General features: G+C 42.2%; 17 protein-coding genes. All 17 read right to left on the reverse strand.

Going from position 1 to position 25,014, the window contains the following annotated elements; genetic code table 11:
• Positions 1–9: 9 nt before the first annotated feature.
• The 17 genes from CWB85_RS06685 to tssM all read right to left on the reverse strand — a co-directional run bounded on the left by CWB85_RS06685 (position 10) and on the right by tssM (position 25,010).
• Positions 10–3,270, reverse strand: coding sequence for a hypothetical protein (locus CWB85_RS06685; protein ID WP_138554467.1), 3,261 nt, complete (start codon positions 3,268–3,270; stop codon positions 10–12).
• A gap of 1 nt (position 3,271) precedes the next feature.
• Positions 3,272–4,348: a DUF4150 domain-containing protein gene (locus CWB85_RS06690; protein ID WP_138554468.1), complete on the reverse strand. Its 1,077-nt coding sequence runs from the start codon at positions 4,346–4,348 to the stop codon at positions 3,272–3,274.
• Positions 4,348–5,253, reverse strand: a complete 906-nt coding sequence (locus CWB85_RS06695; protein WP_138554469.1) for a hypothetical protein — start codon at positions 5,251–5,253, stop codon at positions 4,348–4,350. The genes CWB85_RS06690 and CWB85_RS06695 overlap by 1 nt, the downstream gene beginning before the upstream one ends.
• Before the next feature lies 1 nt (position 5,254).
• Complete coding sequence (locus tag CWB85_RS06700) at positions 5,255–6,289, reverse strand: DUF2169 family type VI secretion system accessory protein (RefSeq protein WP_138554470.1); 1,035 nt, start codon at positions 6,287–6,289, stop codon at positions 5,255–5,257.
• A complete protein-coding gene (locus tag CWB85_RS06705; protein WP_138554471.1) occupies positions 6,279–7,448 on the reverse strand; it encodes a hypothetical protein in 1,170 nt (389 codons plus the stop codon). Before CWB85_RS06705 ends, CWB85_RS06700 begins: the two co-directional genes overlap by 11 nt.
• 4 nt (positions 7,449–7,452) lie before the next feature.
• Complete coding sequence (locus tag CWB85_RS06710; protein WP_138554472.1) at positions 7,453–7,869, reverse strand: hypothetical protein; 417 nt, start codon at positions 7,867–7,869, stop codon at positions 7,453–7,455.
• A 9-nt stretch (positions 7,870–7,878) separates the two neighbouring features.
• On the reverse strand, positions 7,879–9,900 hold the full coding sequence (locus CWB85_RS06715) for a type VI secretion system tip protein TssI/VgrG (protein ID WP_171038993.1): 2,022 nt from the start codon (positions 9,898–9,900) through the stop codon (positions 7,879–7,881).
• Between the two features lie 34 nt (positions 9,901–9,934).
• Positions 9,935–12,676, reverse strand: coding sequence for a type VI secretion system ATPase TssH (tssH, locus tag CWB85_RS06720; RefSeq protein ID WP_138554474.1), 2,742 nt, complete (start codon positions 12,674–12,676; stop codon positions 9,935–9,937).
• A gap of 27 nt (positions 12,677–12,703) precedes the next feature.
• A complete protein-coding gene (gene tssG / locus CWB85_RS06725) occupies positions 12,704–13,687 on the reverse strand; it encodes a type VI secretion system baseplate subunit TssG (RefSeq protein WP_016707100.1) in 984 nt (327 codons plus the stop codon).
• Positions 13,684–15,402: a type VI secretion system baseplate subunit TssF gene (gene tssF, locus CWB85_RS06730; protein ID WP_138554475.1), complete on the reverse strand. Its 1,719-nt coding sequence runs from the start codon at positions 15,400–15,402 to the stop codon at positions 13,684–13,686. Before tssF ends, tssG begins: the two co-directional genes overlap by 4 nt.
• 17 nt (positions 15,403–15,419) lie before the next feature.
• Positions 15,420–15,827: a type VI secretion system baseplate subunit TssE gene (gene tssE / locus CWB85_RS06735; RefSeq protein WP_016707102.1), complete on the reverse strand. Its 408-nt coding sequence runs from the start codon at positions 15,825–15,827 to the stop codon at positions 15,420–15,422.
• A gap of 54 nt (positions 15,828–15,881) precedes the next feature.
• On the reverse strand, positions 15,882–16,367 hold the full coding sequence (locus CWB85_RS06740; protein WP_007584479.1) for an Hcp family type VI secretion system effector: 486 nt from the start codon (positions 16,365–16,367) through the stop codon (positions 15,882–15,884).
• 244 nt (positions 16,368–16,611) lie between these two features.
• The gene (tssC, locus tag CWB85_RS06745) at positions 16,612–18,138 is read right to left on the reverse strand and encodes a type VI secretion system contractile sheath large subunit (RefSeq protein ID WP_016707103.1); all 1,527 of its coding nucleotides are present in this window, start codon (positions 18,136–18,138) and stop codon (positions 16,612–16,614) included.
• 10 nt (positions 18,139–18,148) lie between these two features.
• Positions 18,149–18,670, reverse strand: a complete 522-nt coding sequence (tssB, locus tag CWB85_RS06750; RefSeq protein WP_016707104.1) for a type VI secretion system contractile sheath small subunit — start codon at positions 18,668–18,670, stop codon at positions 18,149–18,151.
• A gap of 66 nt (positions 18,671–18,736) precedes the next feature.
• Complete coding sequence (locus CWB85_RS06755) at positions 18,737–20,296, reverse strand: TssA family type VI secretion system protein (RefSeq protein ID WP_138554476.1); 1,560 nt, start codon at positions 20,294–20,296, stop codon at positions 18,737–18,739.
• Positions 20,293–21,285 (reverse strand): type VI secretion system-associated protein TagF, encoded by a 993-nt coding sequence (gene tagF / locus CWB85_RS06760; RefSeq protein WP_016707106.1) that lies wholly within the window; start codon positions 21,283–21,285, stop codon positions 20,293–20,295. Before tagF ends, CWB85_RS06755 begins: the two co-directional genes overlap by 4 nt.
• 8 nt (positions 21,286–21,293) lie before the next feature.
• A complete protein-coding gene (gene tssM / locus CWB85_RS06765) occupies positions 21,294–25,010 on the reverse strand; it encodes a type VI secretion system membrane subunit TssM (protein ID WP_138554477.1) in 3,717 nt (1,238 codons plus the stop codon).
• Positions 25,011–25,014: the final 4 nt, after the last annotated feature.

Genomic DNA, 25,014 nt, shown 5'->3' on the forward strand with positions numbered 1-25,014 from the left:
ACTACTCCTTTATACAATCCATGGGTTTGGATAAGTTGGGTTGGCAATTGGTGTTGCCATTGCCTCAAAATCGAGGGGTAATGTGAGGTTTTTATCATACCTTAGCTCTGGGTATGGCCTTACTTTATCTATTTTGAGCACTTGATTTGGGTTAGCAAAGGTGATGTTGATGGTGTATAGCGCTTTTATTAGTTGGCCCTTTTCATCATAAACTGGTTGGTATTCTTTTGTGCCTGTAACGCCTGAATAATTATAATTTTTACTCTCAACATTATAAGGCGCTAATACATTCTCTAGCTTATAGCCAAATTTTAGTACTAATTCTGACTCCCCTTTAATAAAGTTAGGAATACTCACCTCCACTGTGTATTGATTTTTAGCGATTTCGGTATAATCCGCTTTGGGTGAAAACAGTACGGCCATAATAAATTTATGGTAAGTCTCTGGGTTGGAAAAATCATTATACATAGCACCATGCTCTCCAAGCCATATACCTTTTTTATTTTTTGCAAATGGGCCAAACTTACACCATTTTTCGGCCGCTGTATCCATTAGGCTTACCGCCACAATAGACAGTACTATACTGCCTAAAAATAACCCCCAACCTATGGGGCCCATACTTGCGAATATGGCACCATAAATTGCTGATGTCATGCCCATCATACCGGCTATCATGTTCACGGTTGCGGCATCTCGGTCATGCTTATTCCACATTTCGACCGCATCAGCCATTTGCACGCCAGACATCAATATGCCCATAGCGCCACCAAAGGTTCTTAAATAAGTAAACTTAACAAGTTCCTTGCCGGGTTTATTTATATTTTTAGCTATATTATCTAAGCGCGCTTTAGTAAGTGCGCTATTGCCTGCTGCTGATGAGTAATTTTCCCATACAGAGCCAGCGGCTGCTATCACTCCACCTATCACCGCAATATGTTTCATTGTTTGATAACCAACATCTTTTCCTGCAAACTCCTTTTCATATTCTGCATAAATGTAATAGGCGGTTATACCTGTTAAAGCGAGCAGTGCAATGGATGAGCCTCGCTTTGCTTCAAACCACATTTTGCCAAAATTATTTGGCGAGACCATTCGGGTTGCTACTGCGGGGGCTAGGTCTCGGTTATGCTCATACACAATACTTGCTGGGGTATCACCTACGGGAGCGGTAAGTACTTTGCCTACAGCACCTGAAACCGCTTTAAACGTACCTTGAATATCATTAACCTCGTTGAGCATTTGCAATACTTCTGCGCGTACTTGCTTGAGCATATATGGCTGACCACTTTGCGTTTTAAATTGAGCCGCTCCTTCTGGGTTTATGTCCATATGGAGCTCACGGGCAATGGTGATCAGCTGGTTATTATTAACCGGTTTACCTTTGGCAATACTGGCTAATGCATTTTTAAGCGCAGCTCGCCCTTTCGTTGATTTGATTTTTTCAATGAGGGGGTGGCGCACAAAACTCATACTGATAATCATTCTATCACTGGGCACGGCGTCCATATCATGAAGTTGAATATCGTGCAGCGGTGATATGCCGAAGCTTTTAGCTAATGAGCCTACTCGGGCATAAAATAAGCTTTCCTCGCGCCCTGCAAATGTTCGCTCTTTAAAAATTCGCTCCCAATACATGAGTGTCTCTGAGAGGATTTTCTCAATCACCGAGAGCAATCGAGACTCTACAAAAAGTGCCGGTATCCCTGGTTGTTTTAGTTCAGCATTTATTACCTCTTGTTGTAGCTTTCGTGGATCAAACGCCCCTAAGTCTTGGCCTATTTTATCTTCATCTGCGGTGGCTGCACTTAAATCTTGCCCGTATAAGTCATCATTTGGGCAAAACTGTATATTGAACCAAGAGCTATCATCCCCCACCAACCCTTCGTTATAAGCTTTGCCGTTATTGAATAATTCATTTAACTCGCTTGATAGCCGCTGTTTTTCGGTCTTATTCGTCAAGGCGGGTATAAATGCCGGTATGAGTGTATTGGGTAACATTAAACTTGCTAATTGCTCATGGCAAAGCTCAAATGCAAACGGATAACCACAAGGCGATAGCGTGGTAAAGTCACACATCATTGCTTGCCAGCTAGGGGGAGCTTGAACGAGATTACCTGAACATATATTACTAAAAGGTTGATCTGATTGGCTGCATTTCAACTCATGTAAGCCTTGTAAATATTTACGTGCAGCGATGTAATTATCTAACCGTTTTACCACCCACGCAGGATTTAAACCGACTAAGTATTTTTCTAATTCTTTAGGGGATAAATGTCGCCCAGCATCACGCGCTTGTTCACTTTGCTCATCACTTTTTACAAAGTCCTGCTCTTGACCTAATATCATCCCACCTGTAGAAAATGATGTTTCGATAGGCTTAATCACAAGCTGGGTTTCCCAGAGCTTTTCATTTAAAAACAACTGATGAGCAAGCATTGCCGATTTGTAAAATGGATTGCTTTGTAAAATAGCTTGATGCTCTTTGAGCAACTGTAGCTCATAGTCAGCATCCAATTTTTGTGACTGCGCAATACCCACTACGTCATGAACATAAATACACGGCTTACTATTAGGTGCCCCCATATTCTCTATACTTGCCCAGCTTGGGGCGCCCGTTAGATCGATAGATTGCATCCGTGCCGCACGATTGTCCGTTGCTTGATTGGTATTTTCACATTTTGATAATTGAGGGCTTTTATCAAAGCGAGCATCGCTGGGCCACATGCCCCCCATGTTGTTTATATAATCCCATGACCATTGCACCCTCGAAAATGCAATTTGTAAATCAGGCACATCGGCACTGGTACTTGTCGATAATAAACCTATCGCCCTCGTTGGAATAACCAACTCAAATGCATCGGCAGTATTAAACGAGCGAAAGTTTTTGTCGTGATATAGCCTTAAATCAACCTCACTTAATGCCCCTTGTGGTAAAGCGGCCACTTCGCGCCACAAATATCCATTGATGAATATATAAAAATAACCAATAGCCTCGCCTTCTCCCAGTTTATCTTTTCCTTTAAACATTGGGATAAATTCTGCTTTACCCGCTTTACTTTTATCAAGGCTTGGGTCTTTAAACACCAATAAATCGACAGCCACTAAATCTGGCAATTCTACCACTTGTTTAGGGGCTGACTGCTTTTGTGTCGCGGCTTGACCATACGGGATCACACAGGCTTCACCGCCTAAAGTTGGCATTTTTAAATCAAGCGCACACTGTTGCGTATCATCAGCAATTTTAGGCTTATGAACATATTGTACCGTCACATTACTCTCCTTGATTTAACATGCGTGAAGATTTCTGCCCGCCTTGCGACACTTCAAAATGACCTTGCCCTAATAATTCAGAACTGGATGGTGCATTCACGTTATAAACAGCCTCTGCGGGATCTTCACTTTGTGCACTTAAATCCCTTACTTGCACGCTCAACCCTCTTGGGGCGGGGCCGCCTGATTGCATCAGTGGCATAGGTGGGGTGTTTTTAGAGTTAGAGATCATTAAATCGCCTTGGCGTACGGCGGGTTTGCCTTCTATGAGCACGTTAAATGAGCCGAGTATAAATTCGGCTTCGCCATCATTGGTGCCACTGATAATGCCTTTTTTATTACCTGGAGAGTCGCCTGAGCTTTGTGAAAAGGTGCTTTTTATATTAGCGGCACCATTGCCATTTACTTTTACTGAGCTGGCAACGTCAGTTACATCGCTGGCTTGTGCTTTGTTAGGGTAAGGTATTGGCACAACACTTGGCCCTACGGTAGTTAAACATACGTCAATGGTCATTAATTTTCCGCCACTATCAGTATGAACAGCGGTGCGGCCATTTATAAGCACATTTTGCCCTGATACGGTGGCGGTTTGAGCCGCCTGTGATTGAGTGTCTTTGGTGAGCTGCTCTTGGTTACCAGCTTGCCAACCTAAATGCGTTGATACTAAATCTAAGAATGCTTGCGCGTTACTAATGGGTTTATTTACATCCATATTGGTTTGCGCCTCGTTCCATGGCAGCCTAGGTTCGTTTTTTTGGTTATCCCATTGTGGTGGTGGAATAATGTAATCAGGTATAAAAATATTCACCATTTCACCAAGGGTTTTCTCGCGGTATTTGGGTCGGCCAATTTCGGCTAGAAAGGCGGCGTCACCACTGGCTTTATCTTCAAAGATAGCAATGCCGTTGGCTTTGCCTAGTGCGCCATTACTGCGGGCGCTATTGTTAAGGGCTAATAAGGTTGGATTATTATGCCGCCATGTGACTGAGCCACCGGTGCGCACATCAGCACTCAGCGCGTCAATATCATATTGTACACTGCCTGTTTGCTTGCCTGCTGCGGCGTTAATATAAGGCATTAGTTTTCACTCCTTGAAATTTTAACTAGCTGCTCATTAGGTGCATTAAAAATAGCAAACACTTGCTCAAGTGAACGGGTAAGGGGGTTGCATAAATAGCTCTGCGCTAAGGTCAGTGCAGCTAAAGTGTTTGCAGTTCCTTGAAACCCTAAGGTGGTTACAAGCTCTGCACTCTCGATAAGCGGCTGGCCTTGTTGGTACAATTTTTGTGTATTAGCGTACCATTTTTTTTGCCATGCAAGTGATTGATCACCTGCAAATATGTAGCTATCTTGACTAGTGCAATTGGCCTGTGTGAGCTGTGTGCACAATGCTCCTTCATAGATATGTGCATTAAGGCTACCTTGAGGATGTACTAATAAGGCGTATCCGCCCTCACCGTTGATCACCCCTGGCGGACCATTTAGCACTTGCACTGTGGTGTGTTTGGCTTGCTCACTAACAAACTGATAACTAACACATGAATCAACAGCAATGACTAACGTGTCGTTGCTAAGTTGAGTTAAGTCACAATAAGCCATTTGCGTATAAGCTGGGATTTGTTCGAGGATATACTCGTTGAGCAGCTCATTGAGTATTTCGTCTGCGATAACAGGTTGTGCCAGTTCATCAACTGGCAGTAAAAATAGCATTTGGCTGATACGCTCGGTTTGCCTAAGGGTGGCAATATCTATTTGCTCAAGTAGATGCGAGAGCATTAATATGCAGCGCGTTGCTCTATCAAGTTGCGCAAGCTCTTCTATTTCAACAAAAATATACGGCGCATCTAAACTAATATCACACCTAATTAATGCTTTACTAGGCTTTGAAAACAGCATTTTATTAGCCACTGCTGTATATAAGCTGCTTGGCGTACAGCCGGCAGCATTAATATGATAAAGACTGTCAAAAGTAAGTTGTGCCATATTATTTTTCTTCACCGCTATTATGCACTGAGGCAACCAGTATCTGGCTATTTGCGCCGATTTTTTTAATACTGATATGGCCGCGCCAAAGCAATGAAAAACATTGGGCGTCAGCGTCAATCACTAAGGTATCGCAACGCATACTTAGCCGCTCGCGCGCGAGTGTATTTACAACTTCCACTATAGGTGGCAAGTGTGGCAACTCTATACGTTGCTGTTGCCCATATTGCTGCAAAGGGTAAAGCCCAGTTAACTGACATGCCCAGCCTTTGCTAAACTCAGCATCAATTTGCTGATCAACGGGCGCTGTGTTGTATAAATCTTTTGGTTGTGCGGTTTTAAACGGGTACTCCCCCGCCATTAGGGCTGTTTCGTCTATTTCTGGTAAGCGTTCAACTCGTGGCGACCAGTGACTTGGTATTGCTGCAAAGCTTGCGACCGGTGTGATGTGGCTTGGTTTTCTGAGTAATGAGTTAGCGTATTCAACACTGGGTAACTGCTGGCCAACCGCGTGCTTATTTTTAAGTTTAAAACCACGGCCGATTGGGTTTTCTAAGAACGTGTTGCTCTCGTTATTTAGCTCTTTGCCACCAAAAGCCTGCATATAATTGAGTGCCACTGGGGTAATAATATCTGGATCTGTAGCTACTGGCCCAAGCAACGAACGTCGCCAATAACGTGCTCCGGTTACGCGTAAACGTTTTTTAAATAACGGCTGAGAGGGAGAGTCAAGCCCTAGCTCAACTTCAATGACGCGCGCGTCTTTACCTTTTGGTGGATAAGCAGTGCAATTACCGTACACTTCAAAACCCTGTTTAAAAGCAACCTGTTCGTTTACTTCATAAAGAGGCGAATTACTGGGCTCATCTTGGTAATCATCAGCAATTATAATTTCAGGGCCAGGCTCAATTGCGGTTACTTTACCTTGCTCATTAAATTCATAACTTTGTTTAACAAGTACAATTTGACCTTCAGTACTATCCTCTAGCCAGCCGCTGAAAGTACTTGCTTGCCAGGGAGAAAAATTATGCAGCATGGTCGCCCTCCGCTTTTTCACTTAACAAACTTTGCCACTGCGATGCACTTTGTTGAACGTGAAATAACGCGCATGCAATACTGTGTTCAAAATGTGGCGCAATAACGCGTTGTACGATAGATCCTGCTAATTTTTCGAGTTTTTGGACGCTATTGGCCTTACTAAAACTTATTCCCATCAGTAATTGCTCACCTTTTTGCATTGCAAAGGCTTGCCTTGCGTGCTCAGCATCATCAAGGTTAATTCCGCTTTGCGGTTTTACTTCACTGTTATCACTGACGACTGACATTTTTTCAGCTTTGGCAAGCGGTCTATCGGTTAATGTAAGCCAAGCGGCATAAGCACTTTGCTGGGTGACGGCGACTGCCATTAAATCCATCACTAATGGCAGCGCTTGTTTATAAACAAAATGACTTAATACAAATAAACAGTGATCAGGGTTTGCTTTGCAAAATAATGCACAAGGCTCGTACCAACGGCTGTCATTAAGTAAACCCGCTAACGCGAGTAATTGTGCTTTTTGGAGTTCATCAGCGGTTTTTGCAAACACTTTAAATAGTTTATCGCTTACATCTTCGTGCCCTGCACAATAGCTATTTACCAGGGTCGCAAAGGCTATATTAAAGTCCTCATGTAATATTGCAGCATGTGATTCACTAATGGTAAGTGGTTGTGAAAAAACTATTTTTTTTACTACTTCAGGGGGCTGTTCTTTGCCTTCAAGTATACTGGTTCGTAGCGCTTTTAAGCCATTTAGCTGCCAATGATCTCGATGGTGTTGCAACAACTCAAAGTGAGCTAACTGCTGGGTGTTTCTTAGGTTATTAAAGTGTGCAGTAATGTCACTCACCGGCGAATAAAATAAATCACAGGCAACTACGCGATAGATATCACTATGCTCGTCATTGTTAAGCGCCAGCTCGCACAATGCTTGCCATGTCAGTTCGCTGACTTGAGTTAAGCTTTTTCCAGCAAAATAGTCCGTTGGCGCATCACTTTTCAAGTCGCTCAACGTATATAAATGATTGAGTAACTGATTGTCGATCACACTAAAACGAGCGAGCGAAAATACCCCTTGTTGCAACAACTTTTGCCGATGCTTTAACAAAGTAGTTAGGCGCTGTTTATGCAGTTTTACTTTATACACAGGTGCAAACATAGTGCTAATTAAGCCTAATTGGCCAACCAGCCAAGGTTAAATCTTGTTCACTATTCGCTGTTATATCTTGCCCTTCAAGCACGATAGTGCCATCAGCAAATACCTCAATGCTGCCTTTGGCTGTTTGCAAGCTAACACTTTGCTGTGCTGCAATCACAATGTGGCCTTGAGCATTATTGATCTGCGCTGCCGGTGCTTGATCAGGTTGTGCTAATAGTGCAGTTACAATAAAACCCTGACCGGTATGCGCTAATAGTACATTTGCGCCAATCTCTGCTGTGCTGACATGGGCACCTTGAGCCACTATTGAGTATTCAATATCGTTAATCACCACCGCTTTAATACGACCAAAGCTGTCTATGCCACTCACTGTAGCAAGGTGTTGATCGTGCTTAAAAATACTTTGAATGTGTGCACTCATCGCTATTCCTTAGTTATTACTAATTGCACTGCCTTTCACAGCAATGTTGCTCGCTGATAAGGTGATTGTAGTGGCGTCTATAGTTAAGTTGCCTCCTGCATCAATCTCAATGCTGGCGCCTCCTTGGCTTAATTGAATTGAACCTCGGCCATCGGCTTTAATCGTGAGATTAGCACCACTACTAATATCAATATCGCCATTAGGTGCTTGCAGCGCTAAGTTACCGTCAACCGAATAAACGCTAACATCTTGATCCCCTTGTAGTTTAAGTTCCTGATCGGCTTTAAGTTCTAAGCTGCCATCGGTTGCTTCAATGCGAGTGTTTGCAATGGCCTTTAGGGTAAGATCCGCCGCGGAATTAACGGTAATATCGCCTTCACGGGTTTGTATTTGTAGATTATTTTCAACTCGCGTAGTGAAGTCATTAGCAACCGTAAACGTAGCATCATTTTCAGCCACAAATTGTAGGTTTTCTTTGGCTGAAATTTTTACATCACCATCTACAGACTTAAGTGTTGCTTGATGAGCGCCATTGGTGGCATCGAGTAATAACTGATTTTTGTTATTTTTATTAGCGAGACTGATCTTTTCTTCACCACTTTTATCATCCATTATCAAACTATGGCCGGCTTTAGTGACGAGTTTATTTTCGGTTGGATTCTGGCTTGTGACTGGGTTAGGTGCGTTTTGATTATACAACGCACCTAAAATAATCGGTCTGTCTAAATCGCCATTTTCTCCACAGACTAATACCTCAGTGCCTTGTGTGAGCGGAAAGTGCATGCCATGACCGCTGCCGCCATAGGGCTGCATTAAGCGTGTGGAGCGACTTTGTTGACCTTGACCGTCTTGATTAAAGGGCAGTTTTACAACGTAATTCCCATCATCATCAATTTCTTGCTCAATCAGTGCGTTAAAAGTTGCAAACACACGTCTTTCTGGCAGTAACGGTGCTTTGAACTGTTGATCCGATGGGATCAAGTACGCTTGATTTTTATAGGTTAACCCTTTGACATTAGCACCATATTCCACACCGGCTTGTTGGCTGCCTTTATGATCAACCCGCACAACCAAATATTGGCCATTATGATCTGTATGATCATAAATAGTTAAAATCATTCCAGGTCTAAGTGCTCTGCAATCACTGTCGATAATCAATTGCTCGCGTTGACAGTCAAATGCTTGCTGGCGAGTTGTAGCAAGCGTACTGCCCTCGCCTGATGTAGCATAGTTATTACCATAATGACTGTCTTCACCAAACCCTGGTTGCGACGCGCTATTTTGCGCCGACACTTGTAAATTGCCTGGGGCACGATAGTTATAATCGTTTAATGTTGTGCTTTGCGGCTGGAGCTGGCCTTGACGGCTGATCGCGAAGATTGTTTCGCTGGTGCGTACTTGTCCAGACGGCGGCACATAACTTAAATTTACCTCATCAAAGCTATTCGCTATATCTTTACTACTATTACACACTTTAAAAGTACACTCTGCGCCAGTTTGCTCTACAAAACTATAAACAAAGCCATGTTTGCGCATTAAACGCGTCACAAACTCATAATCGGTTTCATTATATTGTACAGTCATGTCGAGGCTGGGGCCACTGGCTTGCATGCTAAACTTTTGCATTGGAAAGCCCGCTTTAGTAAACACACTTTTAATGATGGCCGCGGGATCCATAGCCGTAAACACACGATTAGAATGTTGATGTTTAAGCAAGGTTAAATAAGAGCTCAACACTAACGTGTAATGGTAGCCTTGATGACTTTTACCATGAGCGATAAAACGGCTCAGCAAACCTGAAATAGTGCGATCAGTCATTGACCACACTAAACTTAAACTCGCATCTTTGCCGAGTAATGATTGCGCTGTTAGATGCTCCTGACTCAATACTTGAATATTAAATTCATAGTCTTCACATAGGCTATCATTAGCCGATGTGAAATCAGTTACCTGCACCATGCCATCGGGTAACCCTTGTATACTTACACTAAAATGACTGGTATTTGCTTTGTGTTCACCAAAGATGTCCATGAGTCCCATTTTCTATCCTTTCGTACCTATTAAATTAGGCGTTATCGGCAAATATTGCGGTGATCTCATCTTGCTCATCAACCGTTAACGTTAAAATATCAGGCATATCTTCTTGTGCCATAAATTCCAAAATAGATTTAGCAATGCCTGGTAGAATTTGTCGTTCGATCACGGCATTCACCATCCGTGCACCACTATCTGATAACTGACACTGCTGAGTTAATTTGTTTAATACACTTTCATCAACACGCAGCTGCATTTTATGATTAGTTGCAAGGCGGCTAGCAATTGCTTCTAGCTTGAGGCTAACAATTGCTTGCAGCGCCTCTTTATCCAGCGCTAAATAGGGCACTACTTGCATGCGTGCCAGTAAAGCTGGCGCAAAAAATTGTAGTAACTGCGGCTTAATTAATTCACTTAATGCAGCAATTGACGGCACTTGCCATGGGCTACCATCTTCATTAATCGGTGCATCCGTTGGATTTAGTGCGTCATTAATGGCTTGTTGATTTTCGGTTTGTTGATCGTGGGACGTTTCCTCATCACCTTGTGGGCTTAAATCAATAACTGTAGGTGGTGTGCACGCATCTATCAGCTCGGCTGAGCCTAAGTTAGACGTCATAATGATCACCGTGTTTTTAAAGTCAATTTCGCGGCCTTCACCATCACGCATAGTGCCGCGCTCAAACACTTGGTAAAACATGTTAAGTACATCTTTGTGCGCTTTTTCTACTTCATCTAATAGAATGACTGAGTACGGGCGCTGTCTTACCGCTTCAGTTAAAACGCCGCCTTCGCCATAGCCAACATACCCCGGTGGTGAGCCTTTGAGTTGCGATACGGTATGCGACTCTTGATATTCACTCATGTTTATAGTGGTTAAAAACTTTTCGCCGCCAAATAACTGTTTAGCTAAACAACGTGCGGTTTCAGTTTTACCAACCCCAGAAGGCCCAGCAAGTAAAAACACCCCTAACGGCCCTTGCTCATTACTGATCCCCGCTTTGCTGACCCGTAATGCTTGAGCAATTTTAGCCATACCCGCTTGCTGACCAATCACTTCTTGACCAATTGCCGTTTCTAAATTAATTAAATTACTGATCTGATCTTTAACCATCGCCCCCACTGGCACGCCGGTCCACTGAGAAATGATCTGCGCGACCGCATCGGCATCCACTTCACTAAATAAACCGTTATCTTGGCTATTTTGTTCTTTTAAGGCTTGGCGTAAGCTAAGCAGAGCAGCGCTGTCTTGCTCGCTTGCATTAGTTGCGTGTTTAAATTCGTTGATCTGGCTTAAAGTGGCAATTTGTGACTCACGGGCACTGGTTAATGCTGCAAGTTTTTCTTGTGAAGTCGTAAGCTCCTGTTGTAAATACAATAGCTTATCCATATCAACAGCAAGCCCTTGCTCGCTTTCACTGGCGATACTGGCAATCCGAGTTTGCAAGTAATTAATATGCTCTCGCTCTGATTCAATCGCTGCGGGATCGGTTGCAAACGACATTCTTACCCGAGCAGCAGCGGTATCCAATACATCAATTGCTTTATCTGGTAACTGCCGGCCAGTTATATAGCGAGCTGATAACACGACGGCGGCTTCAATAGCATCATCGGTAATTTGGGTATTATGATGTTGTTGGTATTTTTCCTTTAAGCCCGCCAGCATCAGTTGCGCTGCTTGCTCTGTAGGTTCATCAACTTTGATTAATTGAAAACGGCGTTCCAATGCAGCATCACGTTCAAAGTATTTTTTATATTCACTCCAGGTGGTTGCTGCTACGGTGCGCAGTTCACCACGGGCAAGTGCAGGCTTGAGCAAGTTAGCCGCATCACTCATACCCGCATCGCCACCAGCACCAATTAAGGTGTGTGCTTCATCAATAAACATAATGATCGGTGTGGTTGAGTTTTTAACTTCATCTATAACTGTTTTTAAACGGCGTTCGAATTCACCTTTTACGCCCGCACCCGCTTGCAATAAACCCATGTCGAGCACTAATAAACGTACGCCTTTTAATTCATCGGGAACTTGGCCATCAATAATACGTTGTGCAAACCCTTCAACTACGGCTGTCTTACCAACACCCGGATCACCCACTAAAATCGGGTTGTTTTTACGGCGACGACATAATACATCCACCATCATGCGGATTTCGTCGTTTCGCCCAAGCACCGGATCGATTTTTCCTTGCTTGGCTTTGTCGGTTAAATCTTCACAATACTCATCAAGTGCTCCCCCTTCACTTTGCCCGCTGCTGTGCGCTTGCGGCGCTGTTTTTGCCTGCGGGTTTAAACGTTCACTTGAGTTTTGGCAAATTTTATCAAGGTTTTCAGCTAAAAAGCGTGAATCAATTTTGTCTAGCAGTGCCGGTAGCTGTAACACAGGGCTATAAGGTAATAACTCTGTTAGCGCGTCAATTAGCGCTGCGCCGTTGATCCAATCGCTTTTGTGCTGCACATTCGCACTTAACCATGCGCGCTCTAACCATTCATATAAGCGACGCGAAAACACCGGCTTGCTTTGATTACCCGCAGGTTGGCGATTTAAAAAATCCAGTAATTCATGCCATACCGCATCTTGGTTGATATTAAAGAAATGAAAGATTTGCTCTAAATCACCGCTACTGCCTTCTTCCATCAACTTAATTAATAAATGCTCAGGTAGCACTTCAAAGTGGCTGCGACTACTGGCAAACCCTGCGGCAGACTCAAGTGCGGTCGCGGTGTGGCCATTTAGCTTGTCGATAAGTTGTTTAATGCCTTTTGCATCCATTGTTTTGTCCTTAAATCTGATTACTTACTAATGTTGATATTGAAGATGGGTATAGCTGTGCACGGTAATATTTGCCGCAGCACTTCCTAAATAACTGTTGTGCCCTAATATTAACGGTGATACGCCGATTGCCTGTTGCTCAACAGCCTCATTAGCCACTTTTATTTGGCAAAGCCATTGCACATTATTAGGCAAGTGAGTAGTTAATAGCGCCGCCATTTTTTTACCTTGCTCATGCAAAGGGTTTAAACTAATCGCAGTTTTACTGTCTACAGGGCCGATCGCTATCGTTAAAATACTGCCACTAACCAACACTTTATTACCTAACACTGCAGAGCTACCGAGCACCATTTGCGAGTCATCACCAAAGGTGCTTGGGGTGTCAATGGTTTGCCAATTGGCTCGGGTATCATCAACATGCAGCTCATTTACCGCTAACGTGTGTTTAAGTAACTGGGTTAATCCAGCAGCGCTGGTTTGTTTTAAGCTGGCAATGCCGCATTGCACTTTTTGATCTGTTTTTGTTGATAAAATAGCTTCAATTAAATGATCAAATTGCTCTGCACCACGCCCTGCAATATTGATTTGTGACTTTTTCCACGCCTGAAACAGCTGACAATAAAGAATATGATTAAACATATCTAAAAATTGTCGAACTCGGTCACCACTTTCATCATCACTGGCAGCTTGCTCTAATAGGTAATGCGGCATGGGCGCATCAACTCCATACAAACCCAAAAATGACGTTGATAAACTGAGGCGCCCGCGTCCGTGATTATCTAAGCTGCACGCACGTACATCGGTCGCAGGAAAGCCAAGCTCTTTATAGGGTTTAAACATCACCCGCTCGCTGATCCCTTTTTCAAGTTCTTGCGGCGTTGCCCAATGCTTTTCAATTAAGCTCATCGCTTTAAATAGATTAAACTGCCAAGGCTCAGCAATTAATTGCTCAATCGGTTTTGGCAATTTGGCCCAGACTGGGTGCTTTATGACGGGTTCATGCATACTCATAGTTGATAACTCTTGCCCGGCTCAATATCCCAACACCAAGTTTTATAGCTAGGGATGGCATTTACACGGGTTTGTACACTTTCATTAATGGGGGCGTACATTAAAAAGAACTGATGCAACATATTACAAAAATGATAAAGGTCGGCATCACAAACAAATTTACTTTCATCAATATCAATGAGTACATCCACGCCTTTAATGAAAATTCCACGTTTTATTTGACTGATCGGAGTCGCTGTTATTTTTTGAATGCTTTCAATACGTAAACGGTTTTCAGCTTTCTGCGACCAATCAAACAACACGAGTAAACGTTTCAGCTCCGTCACTTGGGTAATTTGCGAAAACTTCACATTGAGTAAACTAATGAGTTGCCAATGCTTTGGTTGATCAGGACAAGAGAGGTAATTAGTTGGCCTAATTACATTTTCAACATCCACAATACTCGGCATATCGCGGCCACCAATATTTAGGTCACCTTCTTGTAATAACTGCCTCGGCCAACCGGCATTAAATGCTGTTAAATCAACAGAGAGTGTTTCTTTTTCATCATTTAGATTAAAAGGCAGTTGTAAATAATGCGTTGGCGCAGCGGCGCCTACATCTTTGGTTAATACGGTAAAAAGTTTTTTTTCATCTTCAAATACACTTTGATAACGCGGCGTATAATCATAAGTTTTACCACTGAGTGAGTTACGCCCCATTACTGAATCAACCGTGTAGCTAAAAATATGATCAGTACGGTTTTGATCTGCAGTGATCATATAATCGGTTCGATTAGGCTCTATTCTGATAGGCTCTGCCGCTTGCGAGAATAAATTAACTGCTGGTACACAGTTGATAAGTAAATTTTCGCGGGATAATTGGTGTCCGGGTGGCAATTTACTCGAACCACGAAATACAATTTCAAAACAGTCTATGTGATCAGCAAACTCAACGCCTTGCAAACCAGTAAAAGTTAAAAAGTGAAAACGATCTTTACCATTAAAATAGTCAAGTAATAATGCATAACCTGGGTGACTTTGCTCGGCACTAGGTAAAAAAGCCCCATCAATATTTAAGTAAGTAGCGCTACAGCCTTTTACTTTAAGCTTTTTATTATGCTCAAAATGCGCAGGACCAAAATCAAGTTCGGCTTGTTTTTCTGCGGTTTGTAGTAACTTAAATAAAGAGCTGCACAGCGGAGTATCACCACGTAAGTAAAACTGCAAGTTTGATAAGTCATAATTTTTACGCTCGCCTTGACACACAAATCGTAAACCAATGCGCAGCTCAGCGCCCAAATGTGATTCTTGGTATCGCACATGCTCAACATCAAATGGCGCGACCGTTAAATTATGAGTCGTGGTAAAAGTAATGTTTTTATGATCAACAACAGCGTTATCTGCTTTTAATGTAAGACCTTTTTCAATCAAGTGGGTCTTTTGCATTGCCAATTTAGGACTAAATTTTACCACCGTACTTGACGGATAATAACTGAGTAAAATAGGACATAATTGACGCAACACCTGCTCAGACACTTCAGGCACTGATTCGTCCAAACGTTTTTGTGTGTGCGCGGTTAAATACGCCATACCTTCGAGTAAACGTTCGATATGCGGATCGCGATCTTTTAAGGCATCAATATTCAACATGCCCGCATGTTCAGGATAGTGTTGAGCAAACTGTTTACCGGCCTGCGTTAATAAACGCATTTGTGCATCAAAATACTGTTGCATAAAGAATATCCTTATAGTTACTCGCCATTTCTAGCGTGCTGCATTACATCAGCTTTACCACCCGACTCAAATCGCGTGTTTAACTTAATACATTGACCACTGGTTAGGAATGCTTGAATATCCAATCGGATCACGCAATTTTCTTCACGTATTTCCATTGGAATTACATTGGCATAACGCACTCTGGGTTCGTATTTTTCAATCAATTTCTTAACCTCAAACGCCAAAGTATGCTGCGAGTAAGGCAGCCCTTCGTAAATGTCTTCCACATCAGGCAAACCATAATCAGCCAAATGCTTTAACACCCCACGGCGTGCATTTAACAGCTCATTAAGGTGATTACAGACACTATTTTGCTCATCAGTTTGAAAACCCGGATGACCATTACGAATGACAGGTTGAGTTAAAAAATCGAATAACGCCATAAACTTACCTCGAATAAAAGGATATGCTTGCGCATATCCTTTAAAAATTCTGATTTATCGACCTTCAGTCCATGAATCAGAGAACTCGATGTTGCCATCAAGGTATGTCCAAGTAATGCGTTTATAGCGTAAACATACTGTTTCAAGGTGCGGATAACGCTCCTTGTCTAAGTCTTTTACGTTGTGCATTGTTGGTGAGATTGACGTAATTTTTACATCTTCCAACTTGTGGCAGAAATACTCACGTTCAGTCCCTGTGTCATCGATACGGTACCATTTAAGCTCAAGTTGCTTAAGTGTTTGACCGTTCGAGCACGCTTTATATAGATACGGTGTAGCTGCATCTACCGCTTTAGTAATTACAAACGGTTCATGCTTACGTGTACCTGTAAGTTCACCCGTGTCGTTATCTGTAGGAATGCGAAGTTCATGATCAAAGTGTAGGATCTCAATTGAACCTTCACGCTCTGCAACAGTTACAGAACCTTTGATGTCATTACCTTGGTCATCCTTTAACCACATATACGCTGGAATTGCCATTTCATTATTCTCCTTTTAGAATGAAGTGTTTCCTGTTAGTTGGCATTGGCATAAACAACCATGTTTATGCCCCCCAAAAAGCCCTCTGCTTCATGCCACTGGGGAACATGTCCCAAGTTGGGTGCAACCAACTTGGGGCAATCTTTTCCATCTACATTTTTTACACCAACCAGCTACTCACCAAATTGACGTATTTACACTTTAAAAGCCTGCGTTAAATGCGTTTCATCGGCGGCTTGGCAGTTCATTTTTCGCCAGGCATCTGCCCTACAAGTGCTAAACGCACATCAATACCTTCCACTTGGAAATGCGGCACAATGTAAGTACTAACACGGTAATAACCTGGGTTCCCTGGGATCTCAGCGACCGTTACTTTGGCATCTTTTAACGGATGCGTTGCTATTAACGACTCATCAGGGTTATTCATTTTTGTAACTAACGCGCCTAACCAATCATTAAGCTGCTGCTCTAATTCATGGCGTGGTTTGCTTGAACCAATATTTTCACGCTGTAACACTTTTAAGTAATGCGCTATACGCGACACTAAGAAGATATACGGCAAACGTGAGTTAATCCGCGCATTTGAAGTGGCTTCTGGCGTTTCTAACACTTGTGGCTTTTGCGCACTATTCGCAGAGAAGAAACAGGCAAAGTCTGAATTTTTGTAATAACTCAGTGGAATAAATCCTTGGTTAGCAAATTCAAGTTCTTTAGTCTCTGAAATAAGTACTTCTGTTGGGATCTTAGTTTCAGAGCCTTTACCTGCTTCAAATGAGTGAAGTGGTAAATTTTCAACTTTACCGCCGGATTGAGGACCGCGAATATTTACAGCCCAACCATTATCATGGAAGCTGCGAATAATATTAGCGGCAAATGCAAACGTTGCGTTCCCCCATAAATAGCGCTCATGATGTTCGCTATTTACGTCTTCTTGGTAGTTAAAATTACGCAGTGGATTAGTCTCGCCATACGGTAAGCGCAGTAAGAAACGTGGGAACGCTAAACCAATGTAACGTGAGTCTTCTGATTCGCGGAAGTTTTTCCAACGTAAGAATTCAGCGCGTTCCATGTACGAGCCAATATCTTGAATTTTAGACACTTCATCCAATGAGTCTTTCAAGAAAAACTTCGGTCCTACACTACCCATAAACGGACAATGTGCCGCCGCTGATACGCGTGAGATCTCTTGCAGTAATGACACATCCGGCGCAGAGCAGTCAAACTCAAAGTTAGATACCATAGTCGATACGGGCTCACCACCTGGGGTGTCGTAATCTGAGGTATAAACATGTTTATATAATGCAGACTGGGTGGTATCTGGCGCTTCTTCAAAATCATCACGCAGGGTTTCTTTATCTACATCGAGCATTTCGATTTTGATATTGGCATTATTTGGCGTGCGGTTAATTAAATAACGTAATGAACGCCATGCAGACTCCATTTTTTGAAAATTCGGGTGGTGTAAAATCTGATCTAATTGCTGCGAAATAATGGTATCAACTTTAGCAATATAGTCATCTAACAATAACTTATCGATACGAGTAACGTCTTGGCCACTGCTACCTGCCATATCTAAAAATACATTGATTGCAGCTGTTAAGCGCTCATTGGCACGTGTTTCAGCAAGGTTGCTAGCATCACGAAAAGTATCAAGTTTAATTTCATCTGCAACTGGGGCTATATCAACCAGATTACATAGGCTTTCGTAGGTTGATACCGGTGCTTGTTCAATAGTATGAGCAGCAACGTTTAATTGTTCTTGCATTGACATGGTAACGTCCTTATTCAGTAACTGGGTGTTTTTCGTCTTCAGAAGCAAGCGGAGCAATTTCATCCAGCTTAGCTTTTAACTCATCTAGCTCAGGCTGGTTTTGTAACACTCGCTCAAGCTCTTTACGTAATGATGAGTTATCCAGAAGGTTCGATTTCAAGTCACGTAGTAAGTTACGCATTGCCATCATTTTATTTAATTCCGGTACCTGCGATGCGACTGATTCTGGATCAAATGATTTAAACGAATCAAACTGTAAATTCACGTTAATTTCGCCATCGCCTTTGATTTTATTTGCTACCTGAAAATTAGCTTTTGGCGCCATGTCTTTAAGTACTTGCTCAATATTATTTTTATTGATCGTCACGCGTTCGCGTTCAGCAAGCTCTTGACTGTTTTGGCCATTTGAGTAATCACCTATCACCAGCATTTTTAATGGCAATTCACTTTTTTGCGATGCCCCGTCGGTATCAAGCTCTAAAGAGATATTGATCCGAGCTCTTGGGATCTCTTTTTGAAATGTATCTGTCATGTTTTTTCCTTTGCAGTTTGTTTGCTAAATTCCAATTAGCCTCACCCATTAGTCAGGCTCTTGTAACTATATCCATGCTATTGCTTGAGCTGGATTTGTTACCATCATTCGCTGACTAATTTGCTTAGCAGCTAAACTCATTTCATCACCTTCTGCCAAAGACAGATTGGCGTAACATTGCTTGGCAAAACGCCATACTTCCATGCAAAAATGTTGTTGCCACTTCGCTAATTGAAAAGTTTCAATTTGCTCAAGTAATTCGGTTAAAATTGCCAAAGCATGTTCATGGTGCTCCGCTTTGAGTAACAGTTTGGCTTTTAAGAGTTGGCTTTGTGCTTGGTCAAACCCAGTTGGGGTACTCAATTGCTCAACCTTGCTTAACGCCGTACTTAGTTGCCCTTGCACCACTTCTTCAGCCAGTAAGCTATAGTGCTCATCAAAAACATTACCCTGTGAGCTGGTGCTTTCAGGCGTTTGTGCATTGGCAATTTCAAGTAGTGTTTCTTTATTAGCTGGGCTGCATAACCCTGTGCCATCGTCATACTGTAAATGAGTTAATAACGGAAACTGACTGGTTAAATTTATCAACTGCTGCTCTAGCCAGTAACTCAGTTTGCCTTTATTTAATTGCTTTAATGCACTTAAAACTAACATTTGTAAATTGAGATTAAATTGCATTGCTCCTTCCATAAACAAACCTTCGGCAAGTAACAATGCTTGCTCTGGTTGCTCACTGGCCAACGCATTTTCAATCGGTGCAAACGCTGCCGCTCTTGGCGCTGGCAGGCGTGTTTTGCCATTTTCATTGGCTGGGATCTTTAAACCGGCCCAGCGGGCTGCACGAGATAATTTAATTACCCGTTCAACATTATTATGCTCTTTGTCAAAATTCAGTAATTCACGAATGGCCGACAAATATGCAGTATCACTGCTAATATCGGCAACGCTGATACTCGTCACCTGACTACTCGACGAACTAACAGGCGCAGCAACATTAGTCGCTGTTGTTTCTTCTGGTACTTGTTGCTCTGTAACGTCTTTACTAACAACTGGCGGGGTGGCAACTTTTGCAACTGGGTTGCGCTTCATTTGTTCGCCTGTCCACTCATTTAAAGTAGATAACGGACCTGACTCACTGTCTAAAAGTGGCACCGAATATTGGTTGTAAGCGGTTAATACCGCATCTAATTCAGCCCATTGCTCTGGTGTTGCACTATGGCTTTGAGCGATCCCCTTTAGGCGCTCTTGCTGTTGTAAAAACCAAGTATTTACTGCACTGCGCATTCGCTCTTTAAGTGGGTGCACGTCATTAGTAAAGTCAGCCAATAATTGATTAAAAAGCTGGATTGAACTAATCAGTCCCTGCACGCCAAACTCGCTAGTTGCAGCAAGGCATAAGTAACTAACAATACGGAGATCTTTACTTTTATTTTGTAATAAGTCAGTGGCTTGAATGAACATCACTTTAAAGTCAACTTCACCAACACCAGACGAAGATGCTTTGAGACTTTTAAATGTTTCTTCATATTTTAAATCTTCACCACAAGGTAATCCTTGCAAAGGCGCCGTAAGTTCATCCAGCCAAAGCTGCCAGCTATTATGCGTATGGGGGTGTTTTAAACTCATGCTTTGCACCACCGTCTTAAGGCATCGTAAACACTCATATTATCCATATCTGCAAAGTTAAGGCTGTAATCACTTGGTATTTTGCTCAATGATAAATTTGTTAAATCAATTACTTGTGTTGATTTATCTTCATTTAGCCAAACTGAGTTAAAATAAGATGCCGGCACAGGTCGACAAAAAATCGTTAAGCTAGGTGCATCCTCACCGCAGCCAAGTTGATAGAAAAACCATGGTTGCCAATTATGATCCGCCACGACAGATGCCACTAAATGCAACCAAAACCCTGCAACTAACGCGCTTTCATGGCTAAACTGTGGCATAGGTAAACGAATGCCAAATTGACTACGTAAACAGCCCCTATTAGCTATTGATTTTAATACCGCTGAGAGCTCTTCAATCAAGACTGCACGCTGGTGAACATCATCCATTTGTAAGTGTTGCCACAGCACACTCATCGGGATCATTCGCAGTTTATCAAGCTCTTGGTTTAAATTAGGTTGCTGTTTTAGTGCATCAGCCACTTTATTGTACGCCTGAGCTTGCAACGCCATAGCATCGATTGAAGGTGCTTCTTTGATCCGGTCGTTAACACCAATCAAGTGTTCAATTACATGACTTGCAAACAAGAACAAAAAGGCGGGATGGCGCTTATATGTATCTAATCCACTGTGTATAAATGAACTAAAAGGATAAAAACGACCACTGCTGTCTTTGCTCGGTTGCAAAATGCCCAGCAGGCTACTTTCTTCGCTATTGCCAGAGACAAAAAATAATGATTTAACGCCATTCAGCGCACTCACATTAGTTGCCTTACGGCCACGGTTAAGATGCGCAAAGCCTTCTTGTAACCAGTGATCAAACGCCACCGATTCACGAGATGAAATGTTTAACTTTACAAAATCAGGCCGAACGGGTGTTTTTCCCATATACCCATAGGAAAACTGTTTAACCAGTAGCGGGGATTTCTTTTTGGTAAATAAATTAAACATATTCACTCCTACTGTACCGAAGTAGTATTCGACTGCGCATATTGCGGCGATTTCGAAAACAATGAGTTCGGTAAAGAGAACGAAGTCAGCATATATTTTGAAAATATCCCACTATTGCGTCCTGACTTTAAAGAGAACTGAACCGTTAATTGTTGCTCAGATTTATCCTTTAATTCCCAGGTAGCTAAAAACTCAGTCCCTTTTATCCACTTCACATTCGCATCATTAAGCACTTTAAGTAACGCCCAAGGACCATCTTGTTCGATGCTAATGCGGGTACCTTTATTATCTAAACCATAAAGAATTGCTTTTTCTGCTGCGCCTCGTCCAGGCCAAGAGAAATTACGCCACTCTTCAGGTTCATTACGATAACGATAGCCTTGCTCTGAAAAGCCTAAGTAGGTTTCGCGAATACCCTTTTGAGGAACTGGCATCATTTGAAAATTAAAACCAGCAATATCAGCTCCACTGGTAAATAACGAGCGTGTTACTTTATTTGCTTTTGTTAGACCATCAAGTAACTCGTTGCTAAAGCCAATACCAACACCATTCCACTGTTTTTCTTCCCATACACCACGACGCACTTTCATAAAAGGCTTTAATTGGGTATTGATAAAACTCCATAACACACCCGTTTCACTGTTTAAAAACTCAGATACGTCAGCAATAGCAGCATCAGGCCCCGTTAAATTAAACGGGTACTTTCCAGCAATACTGTTGCTATACATGGTATAAACTTGATTTTCCCACTCTTCGTTTAGTTGACTACGCGCTTTGGCCATAATTGTGGCAATACCACCTTGCAGCGGCGCTTTAAACAGTTTGTCTAATGTTTCTTTGGTTTGTGGATCTAAGGCGCGAGTTTGACTTTCGATGATGATCCATGACGATTGCAAAGCATTTGTTTGATTATTTCCAGAAAGCAGATCTTGAACAAAAATCATAGCTTGACCATCATCTTCATTACTCGCCGCCATCGCCTTGATATCGGAATGAATGGTACTTAGTGAGCTAATATATTGCCCCATATAATCTGAGCTACGTTTATTTTCGTCATTTTGCGTAAAACGACGCAGATCAGCAAAGCGAGACTCCAATTCAGGGGCTCTTACTGTACTCATTTGTGAGAAATCTGAACTGCCCATTGCTTGTTTAGCGAGTTTGCCTTTTGCCGCTTTTTTCTCTGCAACATCGGCGGCCCCCGCAACTATGGTCGCAATTTTGTCATTGCTTGCCGTCACTGCTGACGGCTCATCAGCAACCATAATGTTGTCATTCACCATTGCCATTAAATCTATTAACGGGCCATCGTTTGATGAAAGACGAGCAAAATCAATGCTGGCGTCGTTGAGATCTCTAAATGCTGGTACTTCAATACTATTTAAAAACTCAAACCACGTATTGCCGTAATCTTTAAAGTAATAAGCACGCATAGCTTTTGCTAGGGTATCAGCTTGTGCTTCATCAACCGCATTTTGTCCTTCTTCATTGCTGGTTCCCATTACCCAATCACCTGAGAAAACCAAACGTGAAATGCGTTTAATTTCAGGGTATACATACTCACGCCAACCCGCATTGCTGTATATATAAGGAATTTCATAGTCGCTTTTTAATACATCACGATTATTAGCAGACATAAATTGATTAAGCTGCAATGCTTTTTTACGCTCAGCAAAACTCGTGATCACTTGCTTATAAAGGGGCTCGGCTTCTGGTTGCGTGTTTAAACTTTCACGTGCAATGTAAGTGGCCGTTTCATTAGTTTGCCAAAAATCAATCTTTCCAGGCTGCTCTATATCTTTACTTACATTAGCTAAATACACATCTAGTAATGCCGTTAACTGATTATAAATTGGGGAATCTTGCTGCGCAGTTAAGTCAATATTAAAGTGCGTGCTAATAAAGCTTAGTAGCTGCTCTTTCGCAAATTCGTCATTTTTATGCTCTGGATGTGCACTGAACATTAAATGCAATTTAAGTGCATCGTAATATGGTTGACGAATACCCACTCGAGACTCTGCTTCGTCTGAGTTCCATAATCCTTCATAGTGCTTTAATTGTGCTAGAACATGTTTTTCCGCAGGAAGTGTGATCAGTTGATTTAACTGATTAAATAATACATTAGCTACACTTTGAGCTGTTTCGTCACCTTCATAAATACCGAAAATAAAATACCACGGCAGCGTCGTCTCATAGCTTTTAAGCTCTTGATAGTGTTCAAATAAAGCAAGTGTCGCAGCTAATTTCTGTTCAGCCTTCGCCTTATTTACATTCACTTCAACCACGGCTTTTACGCGGGCTTCACCTTGATTTAGTAATAACTGATTACTGGTATAAGATGTGATCAACAAGGCGGTAATGGCGGCGATTGAAGCAAGCCCAGTGGTCACCGTTAGGCCTTTTAACCAGCGGCCAACTAAACGTTTTTTTCGATTCCCGCGGGTTAAATCTTGCAACTTGAAAATAACGTCGTTAAACACCCGGTTAATAAAGTAGCTTTGAGTAATCGTTTCTTGTTTTTGCTCAACAACTACCGCACCAAATTGGTCTCGTACGCCGTTGGTGATACGCTCTATTGGCGTGCCTTCTTGCGTACCTGAGGTAAAATATACTCCGGCAAACCAAGGTACCTCTTGGTACGGATTGGCTTTAAATAGCAAATTTACAAATTCTGTTAGTTTGGTTGAGGCTGACTTAAATTGATTCGGAAAATCAAGGATCAACTGCTTACGATGCTCATTACGTTCACGTGCCACTTTACTTAAGCGTTGTTGGCATAAACGCTCATAAAGCTCATCCATTCTTAGCTCGAACATCTCCGCAGGGTCGGTTTTTTGATCTTCACTAATATCAAGTAAATAGGCACCCCAGACTTGCTCACGTTCTTTTTCTGTCAAATCGTTAAAGAAAGGTTCAAAACCACTGATCAAATCGGTTTTTGTAAACGTGATATAGACTGGAAAAATAACCCCAAGCTGCGTGATCAACTCTTCAATACGTTCACGAACGAGTTTAACGTGATGACGAATTTCTTCACTATCAGAAGTTAAAACATCGGCAACACTAATAGCGACCATTACCCCATTAATCGGCAATTTTGGACGATACTTTTTCAATAAGTTTAAAAATGATAGCCACTCTTTATTTTCTGATTGCTCAGTTGTATAACGTCCCGCGGTATCAATTAAGATCGCTTGATCTGAAAACCACCAATCACAGTTACGTGTACCGCCAAAACCTTGAATATGCAATTCGCTAGAATTTGAGTAAGGAAAATGTAAGCCGGAATTAGCGAAAAGTGTACTTTTACCTGTCGCCGAAGGACCAATAATCATATACCAAGGTAATGCATATAACGCGGTATTGCCTCGATAGCCTGCGCCTAAGTGCGATGCTTTTAATGAGCCAAGCGCTTCTTGCATCTTTTCTTTTATTTCATCAAGCTCAGCACTCGAACCGGCATTATGACTAGCTAGTTCTGAGGCTAGTTTGTCACCAGATCGTTTTGTCCATAACCACCGCGTAAAAATAAATACAAGGAATACAGCCGTCACTGCTCCCATAGCAAGTAATTTCTTATCTGTGGTATCTAGGCCCACCATGCGTCCTGCGAACCACACAATACTTAATACAGCAATCAAGCCGATTAATTGCCCCGTTGCACGAGATGACACTAAACCCAGTAAGAAATGCACTAGGCCACTTTTATTAACTCTTCCTTGCATCGTA

Origin of the sequence: Pseudoalteromonas sp. S1727, assembly GCF_005886375.1 — a bacterium.
GTDB lineage: Bacteria > Pseudomonadota > Gammaproteobacteria > Enterobacterales > Alteromonadaceae > Pseudoalteromonas > Pseudoalteromonas haloplanktis.

Bases quoted from the DNA above. Each gene is read 5' to 3' on its own strand.
- tagF (WP_016707106.1), bottom strand. From the start codon at position 21,285: ATGTTTAATTTATTTACCAAAAAGAAATCCCCGCTACTGGTTAAACAG.
- CWB85_RS06705 (WP_138554471.1), bottom strand. From the start codon at position 7,448: ATGTTTGCACCTGTGTATAAAGTAAAACTGCATAAACAGCGCCTAACT.
- tssB (WP_016707104.1), bottom strand. From the start codon at position 18,670: ATGACAGATACATTTCAAAAAGAGATCCCAAGAGCTCGGATCAATATC.
- tssM (WP_138554477.1), bottom strand. From the start codon at position 25,010: ATGCAAGGAAGAGTTAATAAAAGTGGCCTAGTGCATTTCTTACTGGGT.
- CWB85_RS06755 (WP_138554476.1), bottom strand. From the start codon at position 20,296: ATGAGTTTAAAACACCCCCATACGCATAATAGCTGGCAGCTTTGGCTG.
- tssF (WP_138554475.1), bottom strand. From the start codon at position 15,402: ATGCAACAGTATTTTGATGCACAAATGCGTTTATTAACGCAGGCCGGT.
- tssC (WP_016707103.1), bottom strand. From the start codon at position 18,138: ATGTCAATGCAAGAACAATTAAACGTTGCTGCTCATACTATTGAACAA.
- CWB85_RS06695 (WP_138554469.1), bottom strand. From the start codon at position 5,253: ATGGCACAACTTACTTTTGACAGTCTTTATCATATTAATGCTGCCGGC.
- CWB85_RS06690 (WP_138554468.1), bottom strand. From the start codon at position 4,348: ATGCCTTATATTAACGCCGCAGCAGGCAAGCAAACAGGCAGTGTACAA.
- tssE (WP_016707102.1), bottom strand. From the start codon at position 15,827: ATGGCGTTATTCGATTTTTTAACTCAACCTGTCATTCGTAATGGTCAT.
- CWB85_RS06740 (WP_007584479.1), bottom strand. From the start codon at position 16,367: ATGGCAATTCCAGCGTATATGTGGTTAAAGGATGACCAAGGTAATGAC.
- CWB85_RS06700 (WP_138554470.1), bottom strand. From the start codon at position 6,289: ATGCTGCATAATTTTTCTCCCTGGCAAGCAAGTACTTTCAGCGGCTGG.
- CWB85_RS06715 (WP_171038993.1), bottom strand. From the start codon at position 9,900: ATGGACATCTTTGGTGAACACAAAGCAAATACCAGTCATTTTAGTGTA.
- CWB85_RS06710 (WP_138554472.1), bottom strand. From the start codon at position 7,869: ATGAGTGCACACATTCAAAGTATTTTTAAGCACGATCAACACCTTGCT.
- tssH (WP_138554474.1), bottom strand. From the start codon at position 12,676: ATGGATGCAAAAGGCATTAAACAACTTATCGACAAGCTAAATGGCCAC.
- tssG (WP_016707100.1), bottom strand. From the start codon at position 13,687: ATGAGTATGCATGAACCCGTCATAAAGCACCCAGTCTGGGCCAAATTG.